Source organism: Thermus oshimai DSM 12092, from assembly GCF_000373145.1.
Classification (GTDB): Bacteria; Deinococcota; Deinococci; order Deinococcales; family Thermaceae; genus Thermus; species Thermus oshimai.
Genome location: NZ_KB890603.1, coordinates 304,626 through 321,285, shown reverse-complemented (window position 1 = coordinate 321,285; position 16,660 = coordinate 304,626). Strand labels below are relative to the sequence as shown.

The 16,660-nt window shown below is 69.3% G+C and carries 15 protein-coding genes; 2 read left to right on the top strand and 13 right to left on the bottom strand.

Annotation, left to right across the window (positions count from 1 at the left end):
• Positions 1 to 19 precede the first annotated feature (19 nt).
• The 9 genes from rpoB to B043_RS0103930 all read right to left on the bottom strand — a co-directional run bounded on the left by rpoB (position 20) and on the right by B043_RS0103930 (position 10,815).
• Complete coding sequence (gene rpoB, locus B043_RS0103970; RefSeq protein ID WP_018461025.1) at positions 20 to 3,379, bottom strand: DNA-directed RNA polymerase subunit beta; 3,360 nt, start codon at positions 3,377 to 3,379, stop codon at positions 20 to 22.
• A gap of 129 nt (positions 3,380 to 3,508) precedes the next feature.
• The gene (locus B043_RS0103965) at positions 3,509 to 4,165 is read right to left on the bottom strand and encodes an RNA-binding protein (protein ID WP_018461024.1); all 657 of its coding nucleotides are present in this window, start codon (positions 4,163 to 4,165) and stop codon (positions 3,509 to 3,511) included.
• Entirely contained in the window at positions 4,165 to 4,590 is a 426-nt protein-coding gene (gene fabZ / locus B043_RS0103960) for a 3-hydroxyacyl-ACP dehydratase FabZ (protein ID WP_018461023.1), read from the bottom strand. Before fabZ ends, B043_RS0103965 begins: the two co-directional genes overlap by 1 nt.
• 3 nt (positions 4,591 to 4,593) lie before the next feature.
• Positions 4,594 to 5,625, bottom strand: a complete 1,032-nt coding sequence (mreB, locus tag B043_RS0103955) for a rod shape-determining protein (protein ID WP_016328464.1) — start codon at positions 5,623 to 5,625, stop codon at positions 4,594 to 4,596.
• Positions 5,626 to 5,641: 16 nt separating this feature from the next.
• Positions 5,642 to 7,345, bottom strand: coding sequence for a ribonuclease Y (rny, locus tag B043_RS0103950; protein ID WP_018461022.1), 1,704 nt, complete (start codon positions 7,343 to 7,345; stop codon positions 5,642 to 5,644).
• Positions 7,346 to 8,368 carry a recombinase RecA gene (recA, locus tag B043_RS0103945; protein WP_018461021.1) on the bottom strand — a complete coding sequence of 341 codons (1,023 nt, stop codon included), beginning with the start codon at positions 8,366 to 8,368 and terminating at the stop codon, positions 7,346 to 7,348.
• On the bottom strand, positions 8,328 to 8,885 hold the full coding sequence (gene thpR, locus B043_RS0103940) for an RNA 2',3'-cyclic phosphodiesterase (RefSeq protein ID WP_016328461.1): 558 nt from the start codon (positions 8,883 to 8,885) through the stop codon (positions 8,328 to 8,330). Before thpR ends, recA begins: the two co-directional genes overlap by 41 nt.
• On the bottom strand, positions 8,882 to 10,066 hold the full coding sequence (locus B043_RS0103935; protein ID WP_018461020.1) for a CinA family nicotinamide mononucleotide deamidase-related protein: 1,185 nt from the start codon (positions 10,064 to 10,066) through the stop codon (positions 8,882 to 8,884). The genes thpR and B043_RS0103935 overlap by 4 nt, the downstream gene beginning before the upstream one ends.
• Complete coding sequence (locus B043_RS0103930) at positions 10,045 to 10,815, bottom strand: YgfZ family protein (RefSeq protein WP_016328459.1); 771 nt, start codon at positions 10,813 to 10,815, stop codon at positions 10,045 to 10,047. Before B043_RS0103930 ends, B043_RS0103935 begins: the two co-directional genes overlap by 22 nt.
• Before the next feature lie 38 nt (positions 10,816 to 10,853).
• On the opposite strand from B043_RS0103930, the gene B043_RS0103925 reads away from it, so the two are divergent.
• Together B043_RS0103925 and B043_RS0103920 are read left to right on the top strand one after the other, a co-directional pair.
• Complete coding sequence (locus tag B043_RS0103925) at positions 10,854 to 11,897, top strand: MFS transporter (protein WP_018461019.1); 1,044 nt, start codon at positions 10,854 to 10,856, stop codon at positions 11,895 to 11,897.
• Entirely contained in the window at positions 11,890 to 12,510 is a 621-nt protein-coding gene (locus B043_RS0103920) for an HAD family hydrolase (RefSeq protein WP_016328457.1), read from the top strand. Before B043_RS0103925 ends, B043_RS0103920 begins: the two co-directional genes overlap by 8 nt.
• On the opposite strand, the gene phoU is transcribed toward B043_RS0103920, so the two are convergent.
• From phoU to glmS, 4 genes are read right to left on the bottom strand one after another with little or no spacing between them, the layout of a single operon-like run.
• The gene (phoU, locus tag B043_RS0103915) at positions 12,507 to 13,169 is read right to left on the bottom strand and encodes a phosphate signaling complex protein PhoU (protein ID WP_016328456.1); all 663 of its coding nucleotides are present in this window, start codon (positions 13,167 to 13,169) and stop codon (positions 12,507 to 12,509) included. The two genes, B043_RS0103920 and phoU, sit on opposite strands and share 4 nt — an antisense overlap.
• A 15-nt stretch (positions 13,170 to 13,184) precedes the next feature.
• Positions 13,185 to 14,072 (bottom strand): PAS domain-containing sensor histidine kinase, encoded by an 888-nt coding sequence (locus tag B043_RS0103910; RefSeq protein ID WP_016328455.1) that lies wholly within the window; start codon positions 14,070 to 14,072, stop codon positions 13,185 to 13,187.
• On the bottom strand, positions 14,069 to 14,740 hold the full coding sequence (locus B043_RS0103905; protein ID WP_016328454.1) for a response regulator transcription factor: 672 nt from the start codon (positions 14,738 to 14,740) through the stop codon (positions 14,069 to 14,071). The genes B043_RS0103910 and B043_RS0103905 overlap by 4 nt, the downstream gene beginning before the upstream one ends.
• Before the next feature lie 35 nt (positions 14,741 to 14,775).
• Complete coding sequence (glmS, locus tag B043_RS0103900) at positions 14,776 to 16,590, bottom strand: glutamine--fructose-6-phosphate transaminase (isomerizing) (RefSeq protein WP_018461018.1); 1,815 nt, start codon at positions 16,588 to 16,590, stop codon at positions 14,776 to 14,778.
• Between the last annotated feature and the right edge of the window lie 70 nt (positions 16,591 to 16,660).

The following is a 16,660-nucleotide window of genomic DNA, read 5'->3' as shown; positions in this document are numbered from 1 at the left end:
CCTCCTAAGTCCCGCGCCGTTAGCGCTTGGAGGCCAAGCCTTCAAAGATGTCCACGGGGTTGTCCCGTTCGTCCAGGGTTTCCACGTCCAGGGCCAGGGCCTGGAGCTCCTTCACCAGCACGCGGAAGGACTCGGGCACCGAGGGCTCGGGCACGTCCTCGCCCTTGATGATGGCCTCGTAGGCGGCATTGCGGCCCTCGATGTCGTCGGACTTCAGGGTGAGCATCTCCTGGAGGGTGTGGGCCGCCCCGTAGGCCTCGAGGGCCCAGACCTCCATCTCCCCGAAGCGCTGCCCGCCGAACTGGGCCTTCCCCCCCAGGGGCTGCTGGGTGATGAGGGAGTAGGGGCCGGTGGAGCGGGCGTGCATCTTGTCCTCCACCATGTGGTAGAGCTTCATGATGAACATCTGCCCCACCACGATGGGGCCCTCGATGGGCTCCCCGGTGCGGCCGTCGTAGAGGACCACCTTGCCCTGGGTGAAAAGCTCCTTAAGCTGCTCCTCCGGGGAGGCCCCCGCGGTCACCAGGCCGAGCTTCTCCGCCCGGGCCAGGACCTCCTTCTCCCGCTTGTCCACCCCAAAGCCCGCCTCCTTGCGGCGCTGGAAGTAGAGGTCAAAGGCCTCGGCCAGGAGGGCCTTGATCTCCGGCTCCGTGGCCCCGTCAAAGACCGGGGAGATGTAGCGCTGGCCCAGGAAGTAGCCCGCCAGGCCCAGGTGGGTTTCCAGGATCTGCCCCAGGTTCATCCGGCTGGGCACGCCCAGGGGGTTCAGGATGATGTCCACGGGGGTGCCGTCGGGCAGGTGGGGCATGTCCTCCACCGGGAGGATCTTGGCCACCACGCCCTTGTTCCCGTGGCGGTTGGCCAGCTTGTCCCCCACCTGGAGCTTGCGCTTCTGGGCCACATAGACCCGCACCACCTCCCGCACCCCGGGCTTCAGCTCCACCCCGGGGTCGCCCCGGCGCAGGCGCACGGTGCGCACCACGATCCCCCCCTCCCCCGGGGGCACCCGCAGGGAGGTGTCCTTCACGTCCCGGGCCTTCTCGCCGAAGATGGAGCGGAGGAGGCGCTCCTCAGGGCTAGGCTCCTGCTCCCCCTTGAAGCTGGTGCGGCCCACCAGGATGTCCCCGGGCTTCACCTCCGCCCCGATGCGCACCACGCCCTCCTCGTCCAGGTCGCGCAGGGCGGCCTCGGAGAGGTGGGGGATGTCCCGGGTAATGCGCTCGGGGCCCAGCTTGGTGTCCCGGGCCTCGATCTCGTAGCGCTCGATGTGGATGGAGGTGTAGAAATCGCGCTTTAGGAGCTCCTCGCTGATGACGATGGCGTCCTCAAAGTTGTACCCGTCAAAGGGCATGATGGCCACCAGGACGTTCTGCCCCAGGGCCAGGAAGCCCTCCTCGGAGGCGGGGCCGTCCGCCAGGAGGTCCCCCTTCCGCACCCGCTGCCCCACCACCACCCGGGGGCGCTGGTCCAGGGCGGTGCCCTGGTTGGAGCGGACGTAGCGGCGCAAGGGGTACTCCAGGAGGCGGCCATCCTCGTAGCGCACGGCGATGCGGGTGCCGTCCACGGCCACCACCTCCCCGTCCCCTTCCGCGTAGAGGGCGGCCAGGCTGTCCCGCACCACCCGCTCCTCGAGGCCGGTCATCACCACCGGGGCCTGGGCCCGGATGAGGGGCACGGCCTGGGTCTGCATGTTGGACCCCATGAGGGCCCGGTTGGCGTCGTCGTGCTCCAGGAAGGGGATGAGGTTGGTGTTCACGGAGAAGACCTGCTTGGGGGAGACGTCCATGAACTCCACCTCGTCCGGGGAGACGATGACGGGCTCCCCCCGGCGCCGGGCCACCACCCGCTCGGTGGCGATGCGGTCCCCCTCCAGGGGGGTGTTGGCCTGGGCGATGGTGTAGCGGTCCTCCTCCGTGGCGGTCATGTAGACCACCTCGTCCGTGACCACCCCGTCCTTCACCCGGCGGTAGGGGGTGCGGATGAAGCCCAGCTCGTCCACCCGGGCGTAGGCCGCCAGGGAGGTGATGAGGCCGATGTTGGCCCCTTCCGGGGTCTCCACCGGGCAGATGCGGCCGTAGTGGGTGCGGTGGACGTCGCGCACGTCAAACCCCGCCCGCTCCCGGGTGAGGCCCCCGGGGCCCAGGGCGGAGATCCTCCGCTTATGCCGCAGGGAGGAGAGGGGGTTGGTCTCGTCCTTGAACTGGGAAAGCTGGCTCCGGCTGAAGAACTCCCGCAGGGCGGCCTCGAGGGGGCGGCTATTCACCAGCTTGGCGGGGGTCAGGGTATCAGAGGAGCCCATGACCATCCGCTCCTTCACCCCCCGGGCCAGGCGGGAAAGCCCCACCCGGAACTGGTCGGCCATGAGCTCGCCCACGGTGCGGATGCGCCGGTTGCCCAGGTGGTCGATGTCGTCCACCTCGTGCCCCGGCACCCCGGCGGTGAGGGCGAAGAGGTAGCGCAGGGTGGGGAGGAAGACCTCGTCCTTGAACTCCCCGTCCTCAAACCGGGCCAGGGTCCGGCCGGAAAGCCGCACCCCCAGCTTCTCCTCCGCCTTGTACCGGCCCGCCTCCCCCAGGTCGTAGCGCCTGGGGTCGGCCAGGAGGCCGAAGAGGTAGGCCACGGCCTTGTCCTTCTTGGGGGGGTCGCCGGGGCGGAGGAGGGTGAAGAGGCGCACCAGGGCCTCCTCCGGGCGCATGGCCAGGATGGACTCGTCCATGAGGCCCTGGACCAGCTCCCCGTAGGCCCCAAGCTCCCGCCCCAAGGTCTCGGCGTCGTAGCCCAGGACCCGAAGGAGGAGGACCAAGGGGAACTTCCGCTTGTTGATCTTGACGGAGACCACCCCGCCCGTCTCCACCTCCAGGTCAATCCAGGGCCCCCGCTTGGGCAGGGGGATGATGCTGGCCACGTAGCGCCCGGGGCGGGCGGGGTCGGGGGTGAAGTAGACCCCGGGGGAGCGGTGGATCTGGGAGACGATGACCCGGTCGGCCCCGTTGATGATGAAGGAGCCGTCCTCGGTCATCAGGGGGATGTGCCCCAGGAACACCTCATCTTCCTTGATGAGGCCGGTGTCCTTGTGGATGAGCTGGAGGCGGGCGTAGAGGGGGGCTTGGTAGGTGAGGTCCTTCTCCCGGCACTCGTCCTGGGGAAAGGGGGGCTCCCCGATGCGGTACTCCAGGAAGTCCAGGACCATCCCGCCCCGGCCCTTGTCCCCCTCCTCGATGGGGAAGGTCTCCTTGAAGGCCGCCTGGATGCCCACATTCTCCCGCTTGTCCGGGGGAACGTCCATCTGCAGGGCCTTCCTGTAGGATTCCACCTGGATCTCGGTGAGGGGGGGTAGGGGAATAACCTCTCGGATGCGACCGAACCGCTTAATCTCCATGCGTCACCTCAAGGGAAAGCGGGCCGCCCGAGGTAAGCTAACAGGGTTCTTCCGCAAGGGGGCCTCCCCCTTGCGGCGGCTGGCTCTTACCGTGCTCCCTTGGCCCGACCAAAGAGCACAAAGCTTAGCCTAAGGGGTGGCGGGCCCTTTCGTCAATGGGCGCACCACCTCCACCTTGATTTTATAGTTCCCCTTGCGGGTTTCGCCAAGCACCTCCAGGAGTTTCAGGGTCCCGAGGCCTTCGGCCTCGAGGGTGTCCCCCGGGGCCATCTCCGCCTTGGGGGAGGCGGGTTTCCCCTTTAGGCGCACCTTCCCCGCCTTTACCCCTTGGGCGAAGTAGGTGCGGGAAACCCCAAACCCCTTGGCCCCCACCGCGTCCACCCTTAAGGAGGGGACCACCAGGGTGCGCACCCTTTCCTGGGCCGCGCCCAAGGCCCCTTCGGGCGCCGGGAGAACCCGTTCCCCCAGGGCCTTCTTCCCCTCAGGGAGGAGGGCCACCAAAAAGCCCTCCTCCCAGGGCACCACGTCCCCCACGGCCTCCCCCAGCTCCGGGGGCTCCTCCTTGAGGAAGACCACCTCCACGGGGTCGGAAACCTGGGGGATCTCCTCCGGGTACAGCACGGCCACCTTGCGCTCGGCCAGGGGGAAGCCCCCGAAGAAGGCCACCCTGAGCCCCTCCCCCCGGGCCCTTTCCTCCAAAAGGGCCTGGTCCTCGGGGTCTAGGAACCCCGTGCGCACCACCCGCCCCCCCCGGGCCCGCTTCAGGTAGGCGGTGAGGTCGGCCATCAGGCCTCCCCTAGGGCGAAGGTGAGGACCGCCTTCGCCCGCTCCTCCCCTTCCACCAGGGCCCGCACGGCCACCTTGCCGATGCCCCTCCGGAAGAGGAGGAGCTCCCCCTCCAGGATGAGGGTGTCCCCGGGGACCACAGGCTTCCTAAACCGCGCCTCCTCCACCCCGGCCAGGAAGGCCAGGCCCCCCGGCTTGAACCCCGGCTGGCGGGCCACCACGGCCACCGCGGCCTGGGCCATGGCCTCCAGGATCAGCACCCCGGGCATGATGGGCCTCCCCGGGAAGTGCCCCTGGAAGTGGGGCTCGTTGAAGGTGACGTTTTTCAGGACGCGGAAGGTCTTCTCGTCCGCGTGGAGGACGCGGTCGATGAGGAGAAAGGGGTAGCGGTGGGGCAGGAGGGCCAGGATCTCCCCGATCTCCATCCTTTACCTCCTTAAGACGTCGTCGGAGGAGAGGACGGCGTTTTCCAGGACGTGGAGCATCTCCAGGGCCTTCCCCGTGCCCAGGGCCACGGCCTCAATGGGGTTCTCCGCCACCACCACCGGCACCCCCGTGGCCTCCTGCAGGGCGAGGTCCAGGTTCTTGAGGAGGGCCCCGCCCCCCGTGAGGAGGATGCCCCGCTCGTAGATGTCCGCGGCCAGTTCCGGGGGCGTGGTCTCGAGGACGGCCTTCACCCCCTCAAAGATCTTCTCCAGGGGCTCCTTCAGGGCCTCGGCCACGTCCTCCGCGGGGATCTCCGCGGTGCGGGGCAGGCCGGAGACCAGGTCGCGGCCCCGGACCTCGGCCACCTCTTTTTCCTCCCCCGGGAGGACCTTGGCCCGGCCCAGCTGGATCTTGAGCTCCTCCGCGGTGCGCTCGCCGATGAGGAGGTTGTACTTGGTGCGGATGTGGCGGATGATGGCCTGGTCCATCTCGTTCCCCGCGATCCTCAGGCTTTCCGAGCGCACGATGCCCCCTAAGGAGATCACCGCGATGTCCGTGGAGCCCCCGCCGATGTCCACCACCATGCTCCCCGTGGGCTCGGCCACGTTGATCCCCGCCCCGATGGCCGCGGCCAGGGGTTCTTCAATGAGGTAGACCTTCTGGGCCATGGTGGAGACCGCCTGGACCACCGCCCGCCGCTCCACGTCCGTGACCCCCGAGGGCACCCCCACCATGACCCGGGGCTTGAAGAAGCGGCTCATGGGGGAGAGGACCTTCTGCAGGAAGAGGAGGAGCATCCGCTCGGTGAGGGCGTAGTCGGCGATGACCCCGTCTTTGAGGGGCCGCACGGCCACGATGTTCCCCGGGGTGCGGCCCAGCATGCGGTAGGCCTCCGCCCCCACGGCCTTCACCTCCTTCTTCCCCTGGACCACGGCGATCACGGAGGGCTCTTTTAGGACGATGCCCTTCCCCCGCACGTAGATGAGGACGCTGGCCGTCCCCAGGTCAATCCCGATGTCCTCGCCCCTAAACATATCGCCCCATTCTAGCCTACCGGGCGAAGTCCACCGCCCGGGTCTCCCGGACCACCGTGACCTGGACCTGGCCGGGGTAGTTCATCTCCCGCTCAATCCGGCTCGCGATCTCCCGGGCCAGGAGGGTGGCCTTGGCGTCGGTGATCTTGTCCGGCTTGACGATGACCCGGACCTCCCGCCCCGCCTGCACCGCAAAGGCCGTCTCCACCCCGGGGAAGGAGAGGGCGATGCGCTCCAGGGCCTCGAGGCGCTGGAGGTACTCCTCCAAGGACTCCCGCCTGGCCCCCGGGCGGGCGGCGGAAAGGGCGTCCGCCGCGGCCACCAAGACGGCGTAGAGGGTCTCGGCGTTCTCGGGGTCGTGGTGGTGGGCGATGGCGTCGATGACCTCCGGAGGCTCCCCGAAGCGCCGGGCCAGGGCGATGCCGATCTCCACGTGGCTCCCCTCCACCTCCCGGTCCACGCTCTTGCCGATGTCGTGGAGAAGCCCAGCCCTTCTGGCCAGCCCCGCGTCCAGGCCCAGCTCCGCGGCCATGATCCCCGTGAGGTGGGCCACCTGGACGGAGTGCTTGAGGACGTTCTGGCCGTAGCTGGAACGGAAGTGGAGGCGGCCTAGGAGCTGGATGAGGCCGGGCTTTAGCCCCACCACCCCGGCCTCCAGGGCGGCCTCCTCCCCCCGTTCGTAGATGAAGGTCTTCATCTCGTTCTTGGCCTTCTCCACCACCTCCTCGATGCGGCTTGGGTGGATGCGGCCGTCCTTCAAGAGCTCCTCCAGGGCCATGCGGGCGATCTCCCGGCGGATGGGGTTGAAGCTGGAGAGGAGCACCGCCTCCGGGGTGTCGTCGATGATGAGGTCCACCCCCGTGAGGGCCTCAAAGGTGCGGATGTTCCGCCCCTCGCGCCCGATGATCCGGCCCTTCATGGCGTCCGAGGGGAGGGGCACCACGGAAACGGCAAGCTGGGCCGCGGTCTCCGAGGCCTGGCGCTGCATGGCCTGGGCCAGGATCTTCTGGGCCTCCCGCTTGGCCTCGAGGCGGGCCCGCTCCAGGGCAGCCCGCACCCTCTGGGCCTTCTCCTCCTCCAGCTCCTGGTCCAGCTTCTCCAAAACCACGCGCCGGGCCTCCTCGGGGGTGAGGCCCGCCACCTCAAAGAGGCGCCGCTCCACCTCCTTCTCCCGTTCCAGGAGGAGGGATTCCTTCTCCTTGAGGGCCTCCTCCCGCTTGGCCAGGGCCTCCTCCAAGGCGTCCAGGCGGAGGGCCCGGGCATCTAGGGCCTCGCCCCGTTTGGAAAGGCGCTCCGCTTCCCGGCGAAGCTCCTCCCTTTCCTCCTTAAGCCGCTCCCGCTCCCCCTTAAGCTCCGCCTGGAGGGCCAGGAGGCGCTCCCTCTCCCCCCTAAGCTCCTCCCGTTCCGCCCTAAGCCGGGCCTCGGCCTCCTCCAGGCGCCTTCTTGCCTCCTTAGACTCCTCCTCCAGGCGGCGCCTCAGGTCCGCCTCCAGCTCCCGGGCCTTGGCCTCCGCCCCCTCCTTAAGGGCCCGGGCCTCGGCCCGGGCGGCTTCCAGAAGGTCCCTGGCCTCCTTGCGGGCGGCCTCCAGGGCCAGGCGGGCCTCCTCCCGGGCGGCCTCGAGGAGGCGCCTGGCCTCCCCATCCTCCCCCTTGCGGCGGAGGAAAAGGGCCCCGGAGAGGACCAGGACCAAAAGCAAAAGGACCAGGTCCAGAAGGCTCATCTACGCCCCCTCGTCCTCCGAGGCCACCAGGACCACCTCGTTCGCCCGCTCCAGCACCTTGGCCCGGATCTCCTCCAGAAGCTCGGGGCGCTCCCGGAGGTAGTCCGCGGCCTTCTCCTTGCCCTGGCCTAAGCGGCTTTCCCCGTAGGAGAACCAGGAGCCCGCCTTCTCTATGACCCCCGCGGCCACGGCCACGTTCACCAGGTCCATCACCGGGTCCAGGCCCCGGCCGAAGTAGATCTCCAGCTCCGTCTCCCTAAAGGGCGGGGCCAGCTTGTTCTTCACCACCTTCACCTTCACCCGGATGCCCACGGCCTCGTTGCCCACCTTGATGGGCTGGCCGCTTTTGCGCACGTCCAGGCGGACGCTGGAGTAAAACTTGAGCGCCCGGCCCCCGGGGGTGGTCTCGGGGTTGCCGTACATCACCCCCACCTTCTCCCGCACCTGGTTGATGAAGATGGCCGCGGTGTTGCTCTTGGAGAGCACCGCGGTGAGCTTCCTCAGGGCCTGGCTCATGAGCCTTGCCTGGAGGCCCACGTGCTGGTCCCCCATCTCCCCCTCGATCTCCGCCCGGGGCACCAGGGCGGCCACGGAGTCCACCACGATGACGTCCACCGCCCCCGAACGGGCCAGGAGCTCCACGATCTCCAGGGCCTGCTCCCCGGTGTCCGGCTGGGAGACCAGGAGGTCTTCCAGGTTCACCCCGAGCTTGGCGGCGTAAAGGGGATCCAGGGCGTGCTCCGCGTCCACGAAGGCCGCCACCCCTCCCTGCTTCTGGGCCTGGGCGATGATGGTGAGGGCCAAGGTGGTCTTGCCCCCGGACTCGGGGCCGTAGATCTCGATGATCCGCCCCCGGGGAATCCCCCCGATCCCTAGGGCCAGGTCCAGGCCCAAGGAGCCCGTGGGGATCACGTCCACCTGGAGCTTGGGCACCTCCCCCAGGCGCATGACGGCGCCCTTGCCAAAGGTCTTTTCTATGGTCCTAAGCGCGTTCTCTAGGGCCTTCTTCTTCTCCTCGTTCATGGTCACCTCTTAGGGGAAATCTTTCCAGAATGGTGTAGACGGGCCCCTTGCGCCTGAGCTCCGAGCGCACCAGGGCGAACTCCTCCACCGGCCAGGAAAGGGCGAAGACCACGGGGGGCACCCGGGGGGCGGGGCCCTTCTTGCGCGCCAGGGTGATGTGGGGCTTGAAGGGCTTGGGGTCAGGGTCCCCAAGCTCCGCCCTTAGGGCCTCCGCCAGCCAGGTGAAGCCCTCCCCCTCGGCCTTGGCGAACCAGACCCGGGGGGAGCCCTCGTTGGGGAAGTAGCCCGTGCCCCTAAGGTGGGCGGTGAAGGGCGGAGTGGTGCGCCCGAGGCGGTGCCCCAGGGCCAGGAGGTCGTCCAGCTCCCCTTCCGGCCTCTCCCCCAGAAAGAGGAGGGTCAGGTGGAGCTGGTGGGGGGGTGTGGGCTTCCAGCCCTTGAAGGGGGCCACCTTGGCCTGGGCCTCCTTGAGGGCCTCTTGGATCTCTTGGGGTAGGAAGACCGCGTAGAAGAGCCTCATGTCAGGAAGAGGGCCAAGGCGGCGTAGACCGCGCGGAGCCTTACGGTCTCCCGGTCCCCCAGGAAGCGGTAGCGGCGGGCCTCCGTACCCTTGGGCCCCGCCAGGGCCACGTAGACCGTGCCCACGGGCTCGTCCTCCAGGGGGTCCGGCCCCGCCACGCCCGTGGTGGAGAGGGCGTAGGTGGCCCCGAAAAGACCCCGGGCCGCCTCCGCCATGGCCTTGGCGGTTTCCGCGGAGACCGTCTTCTTAAGGAGCTCCTCGGGCACACCGAAGCGGGCCTTGGCCCCTACGGAATAGGATACCACGCCCCCCAGGTACACCCGGCTCGCCCCCGGCACCCGGGTGATCTCCGCGCCCAAAAGCCCCCCGGTGAGGCTTTCCATGGTGGCCAAAGTGGCCCCCTCCAGCTCCAGGCGGCGCTTCACCGCCTCGGCCAAGGTGAGCTCCCCCTCGCCCCAGATCTCCTTTAGGAGTTTTTTCTTCACCTTTTCCGCAAGCTCCACCACCCGGGCCTCCTCCCCCCTTAGGACCACCTCCACCCCGTGGGCCTTGGGGTAGGTGCCCACCTCCAGCCCCTCTTCCCTCACAAAGAGCTCGCCCAGCCGTTCCACGATCTCCGACTCCCCGATGCCCCAGGTCTTGAAAACCCGCTCCGCGTAGGGGCGGCGGGGGATGCCGAGGGCGGGAAGGACCTCCGCCCACATGGGCCGCCACTCGGAAGGGGGCCCGGGCAGGAGGACGAGGTCCTTCCCCTCCTTCCTCACCCACCACCCGGGGGCGGTGCCCCGGGGGTTTTTCAGCCAGCGGGCGGAAGGGATCTTAAGGGCCTGCTTGCGGTTGGCCTCGGGCATGGGGCGGCCCCGGGCCTGGAAAAGGGCCCGGATCTCCGAAAGCACCTCCTCGTCCAGCTCCAAAGGCTCCCCCAGGGCCAGGGCCACCGCCTCCCGGGTCACGTCGTCCGGGGTGGGGCCTAAGCCCCCGGAGAGGACCAAAAGCCGAGCCCTCCCCCAGGCCTCCCGCACCGCCTCCGCCAGGGGGCCCACCTCGTCCACGATCCGCAGCGTCCTTTCCACCTTTAGGGCGTAGGGCTTGAGGGCGCGGGCGATCTCCGCGGTGTTGGTGTCCAGGGTCTCCCCGTAGATGAGCTCCGTGCCCACGCCTAGGATCTCTGCTCGCTCCATGCTTCCCCCCCGAAGGGCCAGGGGAGGAGCCTAAACCGCCCCTCGTCCCCTTCCACCTCCGCCCCGAAGGGCACCTCCTGCCGCACCACCCCCAGGCCCAGAAGGCCGAAGGGCGTGGGGAGGAGGAGCTTGGCCTCCCCCACCGCCCGCCCCTCAAAGGAAAGGGGGCCCAAAGCGGCGGAAGGGCTTAGGGCCTGAAGCCCCACCAGACGGCGGTGCACCGCCTTCCCTTCCGTGCGGGCCATGATCTCCTGGCCCACGTAGCACCCCTTGCCCCGGTCCACCAGGCCCTCGAGGCCCACCGCCTGGGGGAGCTCCCCCCGGATGGCCTCCAAAAGGGGCAGGCCCTTGAGGAGGGCGAAAGGGGGGTAAAGCTCGGAAGGCCAGGCCCCTTCCCCGCTTTCCCCTAGGGCCTCCCGCCTGTCCGCGTAGACCAGGCGGTAAAGGGGAAGCTCCACGAGCTCCACCTGGTCGAACACGATGTAGCGCTTCAGCCGGGCCTTGAGGTCCTCCAGCCTCCCCCAAGGGGCGAGGAGAAAGCCCTCCGTGTGGGGAAAAAGGGTCGCCGCTTCCTCAATCTGGCCCTTGTGGTTCAGGAAAAGGGTCCCCGTGGGCCCCTTTAGGCGGCGCACGTCCCGGGTGGTCTGGCCCTGGAGAAAGGAGGGGGCGTCGGGCCCCCGCACCCAGAGGACCCCGGGGAAGGCGAACACCCCTTCCCCCTTCAGCGCCCTCTCCAAGGCTCCCTCCATGCCTCCCATTATTGACCAAAGGGTCAGCGGGGGGAAGAATGGGGGGCGTGCGCTTTTTCGCTGGCGCCTTCCTGGCCCTTTTCCTGGTGGGGGTCATCGTGGCCCTCCCGGGGGCGGCCCTCCCCCACTGGCGGGCGGCCTACGGGGTGGGGGAGGAGGTTTCGGGCTTTTTCCTAGCCCTCCTTGCGGGCCTCCTCCTCGGCGTGCGCCTGGCCAGGGGGGAAAGGCGGCACCCCCTCCTTCCCGGAGCGCTCCTCCTGGTGGCCCTGGCCTTCTTCGGCCTGGCCCTGGCCCCCTCCTTCCCCGGGGTGGTGGGCCTGGCCTTCTTCCTGGGCCTGGGGGAAGGGGTGATGAACGTCCACGGCAACAGCCTGGTGGGGGAGCTGGACCCCAAGCGGCGGGTGGAGCTCCTAAACCGGGTGAACGTGGGCTTCGGTCTGGGGGCGGTGGCCACCCCCCTCCTCCTCACCTACCTCCCCTACCCCCTGGCCCTGGCCTTAGCGGGCTTTTTGGCCTTGGGGGCGGGCCTCCTCCTCTGGGGCGCCCCCCAGGTGGCGGGCCGGCGGGCGGAAGGGGGCGGGCGGGTCCTCCCCTTTCTCCTCCTGGTGGGGCTCTACACGGGGCTGGAAGGGGCCTTGGCCGCCTGGAACCGGGTCTGGCTGGAGCACCTGGGCCGCCCCACCGCCTTAGGGGGGGTGCTCCTCGGGCTTTACTGGCTGGGCCTCTCCCTGGGGCGGCTCCTTTTGGCCCGGCGGGTGGCGGAGGCGCCCTTGAAGGCCCTAAGGCGCCTCCTCCTCTTGGTGGCCCTCCTCCTCGGCCTAAACCTCCTCCCCCCGGGGGCCTACCTCTTCCCCCTGGTGGGCTTCTTCCTGGGGCCCTTCTTCTCCACCCTCTTCGCGGTGGTGCAGGCCCGCTTCGGCCATCAAGCCCTAGGAGGGCTCTTCTACGCGGGGGCCCTGGGGAGCACCCTGGTCCCCGCCCTCTTCGCCTTCCTACCCCCGTCCGGGATCCCCTTGGGGTTTCTGGCCCTGGTCCTGGCCCTCCTCTCCCTCATCCCCCTGGCGGAGGAACAGCGTGCTTAAGGCCCTCCTCTTTGACCTGGACGGCACCCTGGCGGACACCGACCCCCTGCACCTCCTGGCCTGGCGGGAGGTCCTAAAGCCCTTTGGCCTCGAGGTGGACCCCCTCTTCTACCGAAAGCGGATCTCCGGCCGCCTGAACCCCGAAATCGTGAAAGACCTCCTGGGATGGGAAGGGGAAAGGGCGGAGGCGATCATCGCCCGGAAGGAGGCCCTTTTCCGCACCCTGGCCCAGGGGCTAAGGCCCACCCCCGGGCTCCCGGAACTTCTGGAAAAGGCGAAGGCCAAGGGCCTCCTCTGGGCCGTGGTGACCAACGCCCCTAAGGAGAACGCCCGCCACGTGCTGGAGGCCCTGGGGCTGGAGCCTCCCCTGCTCGTGCTGGCGGAGGAGGTGGGCCGGGGCAAGCCCGACCCCCTCCCCTACCGGGTGGCCCTAAAGCGCCTCGGGGTGGGGCCGGAGGAGGCCCTGGCCTTTGAGGACTCCCCCGCAGGGGTAAGGAGCGCGGTGGGGGCCGGCATCCCCACCTACGCCCTCCTCACGGGCCACCCCAAGGAGGCCCTCCTCGAGGCCGGGGCCAAGGGGGTGCTTAGGGATTTCCGGGAGGTTTCCTTCTAGTACGCGTCCTCCGGGGCCTTGTACACCTCGCCGGTAAGCCAGTAGATCACCCGCTCGGCCACGTTCTCCAGGTGGTCCCCAAGCCGCTCGTAGCTCCGGGCCACCCGCATGAGGGTGAGGGCCTTGGTGATGGTGCGGGGGTCTTCCATCATGTAGGTGATGAGCTCCCGGGTGACCTCCTCGTAAAGCCCGTCCACCGCGTCGTCCAGCTCCAGAACCTTCCGGGCCAGGGCCACGTCCCGCTCGGCCACCGCCTTGGAGAGGACGTCCATCATCTCCTGGAGCCTGCGCCCCATCTCCGGTAGGGTCACGTAGCGCTTCAGGGGAGGCTCCTTGGAGAGGAGAAGGGCGTCCTCCGCCACGTGCATGGCGTAGTCCCCCGCCCGCTCCAGGTCCGTGAGGCTTTTGATCACGGTGAAGATGAGCCTAAGGTCCCGGGCCACGGGCTGGTGGCGGGCGATGACCTTGATGGCCTCATCCTCCACCTTGAGCTCCAGGGCGTCCACCTCCTTGTCCTGTGCGATGACCGCCTGGGCCTTGGCCGCGTCCCCTTCCACCAGGGCCTCCGTGGCCTTCTCGGTCATCTCCCGCACCAGGGAAAGCATCCTGAGGGTTTCCGAAATCAACCCCTCCAGCGCCCGATCCAAGCTCTCGCGCATCTCGCCTCCTCACGTTCAGTCTAGGGGAAAGACCACCCCGAACACGTTCTCCCCGCCCTCCCTCCTGGCGTAGGCCTCCCCCCCCTGGGCCCGGGCCAGGCGGCGCACCAAATAGAGCCCAAGCCCGCTCCCCGCCCCCCCCTGGAAGCCCCGGTGCCGTGGGCGGAAGAGGGCCTCGTAGTCGGAAAGGGGTGGCCCCGCGTCCCGCACCTCCAGGAAGACCCTTCCCCCCTCCTCCCGGCTCCTTAGGCGGATGGGGTCCCGGCCGTACTTGAGGGCGTTGTCCAGAAGGTTCAGGAGGATCTGGAAGGTCCTTTCGGGGTCGGCCCGCACGGGATGGGCCAGGTCCACCTCCACCCGCCGCCCCTCCAAGGGGAGGAGCCGGGCCAGCCTGGGCCAAAGCTCGGAAGGGAAGAAGGTGCGCTTGGGCCCTGGGGCGGTGAGGGAGAGGTCCTGGACCAGGCGGGAGAGGCGCGCCACCTCCCCTTTCAGGAGGGAAAGGACCTCCTCCTCCTGCCGGGTCCTGGGGGTGAGGGCCTCCAGGAGAGGCCCGATGCCCGCCAGGGGGGTGCGGAGCTCGTGGGCCAGGAGGAGGGTGGTCTCCTCCAGCTCGGAAAGCCTCTTCTGGACCTCCGTCTCGTCCAGAAGGTAAAGCCTTCCCGGCAGGGCCTTGGCCCAAAGGTGGCGGCCCCGTACCTCAAAGCGCCGCTCCCCCCCGTGGAGGGCCAAGGCCTCCAGGCGGTGGTCCCTAAGGGCCAGGAGGAGGGGCCCCCCCAGGACCTTCCCCCGGTCCACCCCGAGGAGCTCCGCCGCCCTTGGGTTTAGGTAGACCACCCGCCGGTCTTGGTGGAGGAGAAGGCCTTCCCGCGCCTCCTCCCAGGCCTCCGCCAGGGCCTCCTTCACCCTTCCTCCTTGAAGCGGTACCCCACCCCCCGCACGGTTTCCAAAAAGCGGGGGGCCCTGGGGTCTTCCCCCAGCTTCTCCCGAAGCTGCAGGATGTGCTGGTCCACGGTCCTGGGGGTGCCCAAAAAGTCCTCCCCCCAGACCGCCTCCAAAAGCGCCTCCCGGGTGTAGACCCGGCCCGGATGCTGGGCCAGGAAGGCGAGGAGGTCAAACTCCCGCCGGCTGAGGTCCAGGGGCCTGCCCTCCAGCCGGGCCTCCCGCCTTTCCAGGTCCAAGGCCAAGGGCCCCCGCTTGAGCACCTTGGCGCGCCCGGAGCGGCGGAGGAGGGCCTCGAGGCGGGCCAAAAGCTCCTCCGTGGCGAAGGGCTTGGGGAGGTAGTCGTCCGCCCCCCGCCTCAGGCCCTCCACCCGGTCCCGCACCTCTGCCCGGGCGGTGAGGAGGAGGACGGGAAGCCCCGCGTGAGGCCCCTCCCGGATCCTCTCCAAAAGCCTTATCCCAGGCTCGTCGGGGAGCATCCAGTCCAGCACCACCGCCTCCGCCTCCCCAAGAAGGGGCCAGGCGGAGGCGGCGTCCCCGGCCTCCAGCACCCGGTGCCCCGCCCGCTCCAGGGCCAGGCGCACCCCAAGCCGCACGGCAGGCTCGTCCTCCACCAGGAGCACGGTGGCCACAAGCCCAGTTTAGGGCGGGGCCTGTCAGGGGAGTGTCATTCCACGGTCACGCTCTTGGCCAGGTTCCGGGGCTGGTCCACGTCCCGCCCCAGGAGGACGGCCACCTCGTAGGCCAGGAGCTGGAGGGGCACCACGCTCACGATGGGGGAAAGAAGGGGGTGGACCTCCGGCACGTAGACCACGTCCTGGGCGAGCTTTCGGATCTCCTCGTCCCCCTCGGTGGCGATGGCGATCACCTTCCCCCCCCGGGCCCGCACCTCCTGGATGTTGGAAAGGGTCTTCTCGTAAAGGGGCCCCTTGGTGGCCAGGACCACCACGGGCAGGTGCTCGTCGATGAGGGCGATGGGCCCGTGCTTCATCTCCCCCGCGGGGTAGGCCTCCGCGTGGATGTAGCTGATCTCCTTGAGCTTAAGCGCCCCCTCGTAGGCCGTGGGGGCCTGGACGTGCCGGCCCAGGAAGAGGAAGTCCTGGGCCTGGTGGTACTTCTCGGCGATGTGGGCCACGATGGGCCTTTTCTCCAGGGCCTCCTCCACCAGGCGGGGGAGCTTCTTCATCTCCCGGATGAGGGTCCGGGCCTCCTCCAAGGGGAGGACCCCCCGGGCCCGGGCGAACCACAGGGCCAGGAGGGCCATGGCCGCCAGCATGGCGGTGTAGGCCTTGGTGGAGGCCACCCCGATCTCCGGCCCGGCGTGGATGTAGAGCACCTCCTCCACCTCCCGGGTGATGGAGGAGCCCTTGGCGTTCACCACCCCAAGGGCGCGGGCCCCCTTGCGCCGGGCCTCCCGCAGGGCCTCGAGGGTGTCTATGGTCTCCCCAGACTGGCTGATGGCCACCGCCAGGGTGCGCCCATCCACCACGGGGTCGCGGTAGCGGTACTCGCTGGCCACCTCCCAGTCCGCGGGGAGCTTAGCCAGGCCCTCCAGGAGGTACTTCCCGTACCAGCCGGCGTAGGCCGCGGTGCCGCAGGCGATGAGGTGCACCCGGTCCACCGAAAGGGGGTCCAGCCCTAGGCCCAGCTCCGCCTCCCCCCGCTCCTCCGAAAGCCGCCCCCCCAGGGTGTTCTCCAGGACCCAGGGCTGCTCGTAGATCTCCTTCAGCATGTAGTGGGGAAAGCCCCCCTTCTCCGCGGCCTCCAGGCTCCAGTCCACCTCCTCCACGGGCCGGTCCAGGGGGCGGCCCTCGAGGTCCGTCACCTCCACCCCCTCCCGGGTGAGGCGCACCAGGTCCCCGTCCTGCAGGAAGATCACCCGCCGGGTGTAGGGGAGGAGGGCGGGCACATCCGAGGCCAGGAAGTTCTCCCCTTCCCCTAACCCCACCACCAGGGGGCTCACCGTGCGGGCGGCCACCAGCTCCTCGTGGTCCTGGTGGACCGCCACCACCGCGTAGGCCCCCCGCACCTCCCTCAGGGCCTCCCTAAGGGCCTGGAAGAGGTCCCCCCGGTACTTCTCCTCTATCAGGTGGGCCAGGACCTCGCTGTCCGTCTCCGAACTGAAGCGGTGCCCCCGGGCGAGGAGGGCCTCCTTGAGCTCCAGGTAGTTCTCAATGATGCCGTTGTGGATCACGGCGATCCGCCCGTCCTCCGTGGTGTGGGGGTGGGCGTTGGGGTCCGTGGGGGCCCCGTGGGTGGCCCAGCGGGTGTGGCCGATGCCCAAAGCCCCTTGAAGCCCCTCCCCCTCCAGGACCTCCTCCAGGGCGGAAAGCTTCCCTGAGCGCTTCACCACCCTAAGGCCCCAAGGCGTCCGCACCGCCACCCCCGCGGAGTCGTACCCCCGGTACTCCAGCCGCTTCAGGCCATCCAAAAGCACGTCCGTGGCGTTCCTAAACCCTACGTAGCCCACGATCCCGCACATAACACCCCTTTCCCGGAAGGCCCATGCCTTCCCCAAAGGCCCTCCTCCTAAGGTTGTCCCCCCCTCGCGG

Bases quoted from the DNA above. Each gene is read 5' to 3' on its own strand.
- B043_RS0103935 (WP_018461020.1), bottom strand. From the start codon at position 10,066: ATGGAGCGAGCAGAGATCCTAGGCGTGGGCACGGAGCTCATCTACGGG.
- B043_RS0103925 (WP_018461019.1), top strand. From the start codon at position 10,854: ATGGGGGGCGTGCGCTTTTTCGCTGGCGCCTTCCTGGCCCTTTTCCTG.
- B043_RS0103930 (WP_016328459.1), bottom strand. From the start codon at position 10,815: ATGGAGGGAGCCTTGGAGAGGGCGCTGAAGGGGGAAGGGGTGTTCGCC.
- recA (WP_018461021.1), bottom strand. From the start codon at position 8,368: ATGAACGAGGAGAAGAAGAAGGCCCTAGAGAACGCGCTTAGGACCATA.
- mreB (WP_016328464.1), bottom strand. From the start codon at position 5,625: ATGTTTAGGGGCGAGGACATCGGGATTGACCTGGGGACGGCCAGCGTC.
- phoU (WP_016328456.1), bottom strand. From the start codon at position 13,169: ATGCGCGAGAGCTTGGATCGGGCGCTGGAGGGGTTGATTTCGGAAACC.
- thpR (WP_016328461.1), bottom strand. From the start codon at position 8,885: ATGAGGCTCTTCTACGCGGTCTTCCTACCCCAAGAGATCCAAGAGGCC.
- rny (WP_018461022.1), bottom strand. From the start codon at position 7,345: ATGAGCCTTCTGGACCTGGTCCTTTTGCTTTTGGTCCTGGTCCTCTCC.
- rpoB (WP_018461025.1), bottom strand. From the start codon at position 3,379: ATGGAGATTAAGCGGTTCGGTCGCATCCGAGAGGTTATTCCCCTACCC.
- glmS (WP_018461018.1), bottom strand. From the start codon at position 16,590: ATGTGCGGGATCGTGGGCTACGTAGGGTTTAGGAACGCCACGGACGTG.
- fabZ (WP_018461023.1), bottom strand. From the start codon at position 4,590: ATGGAGATCGGGGAGATCCTGGCCCTCCTGCCCCACCGCTACCCCTTT.
- B043_RS0103965 (WP_018461024.1), bottom strand. From the start codon at position 4,165: ATGGCCGACCTCACCGCCTACCTGAAGCGGGCCCGGGGGGGGCGGGTG.